At 39.4% G+C, this 5,829-nt stretch carries 5 protein-coding genes and 1 pseudogene; 3 read left to right on the top strand and 3 right to left on the bottom strand.

The window, feature by feature from the left end:
• Positions 1 to 280 precede the first annotated feature (280 nt).
• Complete coding sequence (gene shc, locus IQ242_RS14935; RefSeq protein WP_193960497.1) at positions 281 to 2,188, top strand: squalene--hopene cyclase; 1,908 nt, start codon at positions 281 to 283, stop codon at positions 2,186 to 2,188.
• Positions 2,189 to 2,248: 60 nt separating this feature from the next.
• Here the strand turns inward: shc and IQ242_RS14930 are convergent, their stop codons facing one another.
• The gene (locus IQ242_RS14930; protein ID WP_193960496.1) at positions 2,249 to 2,644 is read right to left on the bottom strand and encodes a type II toxin-antitoxin system HigA family antitoxin; all 396 of its coding nucleotides are present in this window, start codon (positions 2,642 to 2,644) and stop codon (positions 2,249 to 2,251) included.
• 117 nt (positions 2,645 to 2,761) lie between these two features.
• On the opposite strand from IQ242_RS14930, the gene IQ242_RS14925 reads away from it, so the two are divergent.
• Positions 2,762 to 3,757, top strand: a complete 996-nt coding sequence (locus IQ242_RS14925; protein WP_193960495.1) for a glycosyltransferase — start codon at positions 2,762 to 2,764, stop codon at positions 3,755 to 3,757.
• Between the two features lie 341 nt (positions 3,758 to 4,098).
• Complete coding sequence (locus tag IQ242_RS14920; protein WP_193960494.1) at positions 4,099 to 5,004, top strand: Npun_R2821/Npun_R2822 family protein; 906 nt, start codon at positions 4,099 to 4,101, stop codon at positions 5,002 to 5,004.
• A gap of 160 nt (positions 5,005 to 5,164) precedes the next feature.
• Here the strand turns inward: IQ242_RS14920 and IQ242_RS14915 are convergent, their stop codons facing one another.
• Both IQ242_RS14915 and IQ242_RS14910 read right to left on the bottom strand, forming a co-directional pair.
• Positions 5,165 to 5,455: a DUF3288 family protein gene (locus IQ242_RS14915; RefSeq protein ID WP_046662919.1), complete on the bottom strand. Its 291-nt coding sequence runs from the start codon at positions 5,453 to 5,455 to the stop codon at positions 5,165 to 5,167.
• A 2-nt stretch (positions 5,456 to 5,457) separates the two neighbouring features.
• A pseudogene (locus tag IQ242_RS14910) lies at positions 5,458 to 5,829 on the bottom strand (hypothetical protein); the annotation flags it as partial.

Below are 5,829 nucleotides of genomic sequence, written 5' to 3'. Positions count from 1 at the left end.
TAGGATGGGTTAGCGGTAGCGTAACATAAGCGGGCGTTGGGTTTCATGCTTCAACCCAACCTACGTTCATTTTATATTTAATTCCACCCACCCACTTATCAGTTATCAGTAAACAGTAATCAGTCAAAAGAAAAAAGAAAGTGGCAACCAAAGCAGATAGATTCCTTGACTGGATTGTTTGGGAACAAAAGCCTATTCTTTGGCTACTTATTAAAAACTTTGTAAATTAAGATTATCTTATTTGCACTGGTGGTCCCTAGAGGTTGTCGAACGGAAAAAAATGCAGATTCAGGACAAAATCACCGAAATAGCCGCTAAAACAGCGAAAGCGATCGAACTTTCTCAAAATTATTTACTTTCTACCCAATACTCTGAGGGTTACTGGTGGGCAGAATTAGAATCTAATGTCACCATCACCTCAGAAGCAATTTTACTGCACAAAATCTGGAAAACTGACAAAAATCGCCCCCTAGACAAAGCAGCCACCTATCTGCGTCGGCAACAGTGTCCTAACGGCGCTTGGGAGTTATTTTATGGGGATGGTGGCGATCTTAGCACCACTGTGGAAGCCTACATGGGGCTGCGACTATTGGGAATTCCCGCTAATGATCCTACTTTAGAAAAAGCCAGAGAATTTATCTTAGCTCAAGGTGGCATCAGCAAAACCCGCATTTTCACCAAAATGCACCTCGCTTTGATTGGTTGTTATGATTGGCTAGGGGTTCCCTCTATCCCCGCTTGCATCATGCTATTGCCGGAAAATTTCCCTTTTACTATCTATGAAATGTCCAGTTGGGCGCGGGGAAGTACGGTTCCTTTATTAATTGTTTTCGACAAAAAACCCGTGTATAAAATGGGTTTTAATCTCGATGAACTCTATACAGAAGGGGTGAATAATGTCAAGTATGAGTTACCAAAAAGTAACAATTGGTCAGATGTTTTTCTTTGGTTAGATGGACTGTTTAAATGGGCAGAAAAAACTAATTTAGTTCCCTTCCGTCAAGAAAGTCTGAAAGCGGCGGAAAAATGGGTGATTGAACGACAGGAAGACACGGGGGATTGGGGGGGGATTATCCCGGCGATGTTAAATTCCCTGTTAGCTTTAAAAGCCCTAGATTATGATGTTGACGATCCGATTGTTGCCCGCGGTTTAAAAGCGGTGGATAATTTTGCCATTCAGACAGATAATACCTATTGTGTACAGCCCTGTGTGTCGCCAGTTTGGGATACGGCTTGGGTAATTCGATCGCTAATTGAATCTGGGCTAAATCCCGCTCATCCAGCTATGATTAAAGCGGGACAATGGTTAATCGATCAACAAATTCTTGATTATGGCGATTGGGCGATTAAAAATAAAATCGGAACCCCTGGCGGTTGGGCTTTTGAATTTGACAATCGCTGGTATCCCGATTTAGACGATTCGGCAGTGGTGGTGATGGCTTTAGAGTTGATTAAAATGCCCGATGAAAATATTAAAAAAGCTGTGATGAAACGGGCAGTTAATTGGATGGCTACTATGCAGTGTAAAGCTGGTGGTTGGGGGGCTTTTGACATCGATAACGATCAAAACTGGCTTAATTCTTTGCCCTATGCCGATCTAAAAGCAATGATCGATCCTAATACGGCCGATGTTACTGCCAGAGTTCTAGAAATGTTAGGCACTTGTGATGTTAACATGGAGGAAAATCGAGTTAAAAAAGCTTTGGATTATCTGGAAAAAGAACAGGAAGCTGATGGTAGTTGGTTTGGTCGTTGGGGTGTAAATTATATTTATGGAACCAGTGGGGCGTTATCTGCTTTGGCTTTTCTGGAACCGAATAAATATCGCCAGCAATTGCAAAAAGGAGCCAATTGGTTAAGCGGTTGTCAAAATGTTGATGGTGGTTGGGGTGAAACCTGTTTTAGTTACAATAACCCTAAATTTAAAGGACAGGGAAATAGTACCGCTTCCCAAACTGCTTGGGCATTAATCGGTTTATTAGCCGTCGGGAAAGTCACCGGCAATTATCAGCGAGAAGTGATTGAAAAGGGTGTTAACTATCTTCTTGTTACCCAAAAAGAAAATGGTACATGGGATGAAGATTACTTCACCGGTACAGGTTTTCCCTGTCATTTTTACCTGAAATATCACTTCTATCAGCAGTATTTTCCTTTACTGGCTTTGGGGCGTTATCGGGCTTTGATTTAGTCCGTTAACCTATGCGTTAAGACAGGAAATAAGCTTAACTGTCTAACGCATTTTTTATGACTAACTAGGAAGAAATAAATCAGGAGATATATTTAAAAAATTGGCTAATTTTTGAATATAGATAGGAGTTAACTCTTGTTGGCCATCAAGAATATCATCCAGGGTTGACTTACTTTCAAAGATAGATAGCAAATCTTGCTTTTGTAGGTTTCTTTCCTCTAATATGAATTTTAACAATTCAAGTCCATAAATATCAGGTATTGGCTCTTGATTTTCCTCGTACTCATAAATTAAAGACCCTAAAACATTTAGATATTCCCTTTCTTCTACCGTTAATTGGGGTTTGTCTAAAAGGCGATTAATAACCTCCTGCATCATTTCTAAGTCTTCCTCATCGTGAATAGGACGAGGCGGGTATTGCTTTAATAATTCTAAGTATTTATCAGTGGCAAACATAATTTAATAATTCTATGGTTGATCGACTATTGCCTTTAGATACCTCACACCTTAATAATTAAGTATAGAATAGCCAAGTCTCCAAACTACCGCTTAACCAAAACTTCTATTATCCCGATGAGAAACCTCTATTTTCTCTTGCCCGGTACTACTTCTCCCTTTGGTGGGGGTGGACTGTGGGCAGAAATGAAAACTGTCAATTTGGCTAGTCAAATTTGTACTGCCCAGATTGTGACTTATCGTCAAAAAGAGTTAAATTATCCTTTTTTAGAGGATATACTTGCAAAAATAAGCTCGGATGACAGTATTTTTGTGGTTAGCTGGGGTTTTGATCTTCCTAAATTGGTGACAAGATTGCGATCGCATAATATCATTTATCATGCCCATAGTACAGGTTACGGCTTTCGTTTACCCTCCCAAATACCAATTATCACCGTTAGCCGCCATACTATGGGTTATTGGGGAGAAAAAGCTCCTAATGCTTTGATTTACTATCTTCCTAATCAAATTGGCTCAGAATTTCTCAATTTAGGCTTAGAAAGGGATATCGATGTCCTAGTACAGGGGCGCAAATCCTCAAAGTATCTTCTCAATCGTCTAGTTCCCGCCCTCCGTCCCCACTGTCGCGTTAAGGTTTTAGATAGCTATGTGGAGGATTTAGTGGGATTATTCAATCGCAGTCGGGTTTATCTCTACGATTCGGCTGAATATTGGGCTGTAAACGGTTTAACGGAGGGTTTTGGCTTACCGCCCCTGGAAGCTTTAGCCTGTGGTTGTACGGTATTTTCTAGTGTTAATAGCGCCCTAGCCGATTATCTCGATCCCGGTTTCAATTGTCAAAAAATCGGGGCTTATTCCACTCAATACGATCTGGAACGTATTCTTAATTATGCCCGTAATTTTCCCGTCAATTCTTTACCGGCTAATTTTCTCGATGATTATCATCCCGAAAAATTACTACCACGTTTTGAAACAATTTTAAGAGAAATTAATGATTTCTTTGATATTAAAAAACGCTATCCGGCTGATATAGAAGGTTTAGAACCCCTGCGACTTAAAAAATTATGGATGCAGAGTTCTCTGGCTAAACTTAAGAAAAAACTGTTCAAATAGCAGTGATCTTTCCTTAATTAAGTGGGTGGGTGGAATTAAATATAAGATGAACGTAGGTTGGGTTGAAGCATGAAACCCAACGCTTGATCATGTTACGCTACCGCTAACCCATCCTACAAATAATTGTGCCTCCCTACTTATTCGCCAATTCAAAAATCAAACGCACCACTCCTTAAGAGTTGACAGAGAAAGGCTGATCAGCTATTCAGTGATCAGTTATCAGTGAACAGGGATATCGGGAGAAAAAAGCTGATGGCTGACTCCCCAAAAGGAAAACTTTCTACTTCACCATTAAGATAACTGCTATATAATTATTTCTAACTCTTACCCCGAGGATATTTATGAAGCGAGGAATTTACATTACCGCTAACGATCGAGTTATTGATCAAGCGATCGCATTAATGAATAGTATTCGTTTGTACGATCCTGATTCTCCCGTCATCTTGATTCCCTACGACAATAATTATCAAAAAATTGCCGATTTATTAGCAGAAAAATATGGCGTTATTCTCTATCCCGATCTGCAATTGGTGGAAGAATTGGCACAAAAAATCTATGATATTTTTGGAGAAAAATTCTTTGCTCGTCCCAATCAATTTCGCAAGCAGGTGTGTTGGTTTGGAGAATTAGATCAATTTCTTTATATCGATACCGATATCGTAGTTTTTGAAAAAATAATAGATAATCTAAGTTTCCTCGATACCTACGATTTTCTCTGCTGTGATTACCAACACAAAAAAGGTATTACTGATGTCTTTAATCCGATTGTTTTAGAACAGGGAATCTTCACAGAAAATGATCTAACTGGGATGTTTAACGGTGGTTTTTGGGCTAGTAAAAAGAATCTATTCTCGGAACAGGAATTATATAGTGCTTTTCAAGAATGTGCCGCTCATCCAGAATATTTTGATTTTTCTCAAAAAACCTCCGATCAACCGATTATTAATTATACCATTCTCAAACGAGTTCCCAATCGATTTAATATTGTCCGCGCTCCGGGTTGTCAAGCGGGAAATTGGGGGGGAAGTTCTCATTTTCAACGTCAGGGGAATATCTTAATCGATCCGAGATTAAATCAGCCCTTAAAATATTTACATTGGGCAGGAATTCCTATTGAACCCGGATGTCCCTACTGGGATATATGGAAATATTATCGTTATCTAGATGATCCTAATCCCCCCGCAGATCCGCCAGCAAGCAAACCCAAAAATCGGTTTCAGAGATTATTAGATAAAATCAAATTATAGGTTTTATTTTTGGTGCATCTCCTATTTGTGACTTTCTCTCACATATAGGTGAACAGCAGCAGTTATTAAAAGAGGGCGAATGCAATTCGCCCCTACAATAATATTATTTTCTGAGATACGGTGAAAGGGAACAAGTGTTTTTTTAACCCTATAGCTTAATTTAACTCCAATCCTGTTGCTCCTCGCTTTGGCGAATTTGATACACTTGTCCGTGACTGTGCAGTTGTCGAGTTTTTGCCCATAAACTAGCTTCATCTAACTGCCATTTTTCTAGGATTAAATCTAAATCTCTTTGGATTTCTCTTGCTCCCGGAAAGTTTTGATAACGTATGCGTAAACGAGCGCATTCAGCTAAGTTTAAATCATTGGGTTCTGATTGCAGCAGCTGATCAACAATCGGGCGATCAAGTCTTTCCTGTGGATGTTGTTGTTCTTGATTTTTACTAGCCATAATTAATCGAACCAACCGATTTCGGAATCCGTTAACTCTGTGGGGGTAGGATTGGGGGCAATATAACGGGCTAAAGTTGCCATTTCAAAGTTATAAAGACTGGGTTTCTTCGACACAGGTTTGCTAATTGGCGACGTTTCGGGGGTGGGGGTGGGACTATTTTCTAGGGTCTTAATTTGATTATATAATTTTTCAATTAACTGTTTTTTCTCGGTTAATTCCGTCTGGGATTGACTTAATTGACTCGATAATTTTTCAATTAACTGTTTTTTCTCGGTTAATTCCGTCTGGGATTGACTTAATTGACTCGATAATTTTTCAATTAACTGTTTTTTCTCGGTTAATTCCGTCTGGGATTGACTTAATTGACTCGA

The sequence above is a fragment of the Microcystis sp. LEGE 08355 genome (assembly GCF_015207185.1).
GTDB lineage: Bacteria > Cyanobacteriota > Cyanobacteriia > Cyanobacteriales > Microcystaceae > Microcystis > Microcystis panniformis.
Note: the sequence above shows the minus strand (reverse complement) of the source record. Positions and strands in the feature narration are given on the sequence as shown.

What these genes read in the sequence shown, in the direction of transcription:
- IQ242_RS14925 (WP_193960495.1), top strand. Translation starts at nt 2,762, where the DNA reads ATGAGAAACCTCTATTTTCTCTTGCCCGGTACTACTTCTCCCTTTGGT.
- IQ242_RS14930 (WP_193960496.1), bottom strand. Translation starts at nt 2,644, where the DNA reads ATGTTTGCCACTGATAAATACTTAGAATTATTAAAGCAATACCCGCCT.
- IQ242_RS14920 (WP_193960494.1), top strand. Translation starts at nt 4,099, where the DNA reads ATGAAGCGAGGAATTTACATTACCGCTAACGATCGAGTTATTGATCAA.
- IQ242_RS14915 (WP_046662919.1), bottom strand. Translation starts at nt 5,455, where the DNA reads ATGGCTAGTAAAAATCAAGAACAACAACATCCACAGGAAAGACTTGAT.
- shc (WP_193960497.1), top strand. Translation starts at nt 281, where the DNA reads ATGCAGATTCAGGACAAAATCACCGAAATAGCCGCTAAAACAGCGAAA.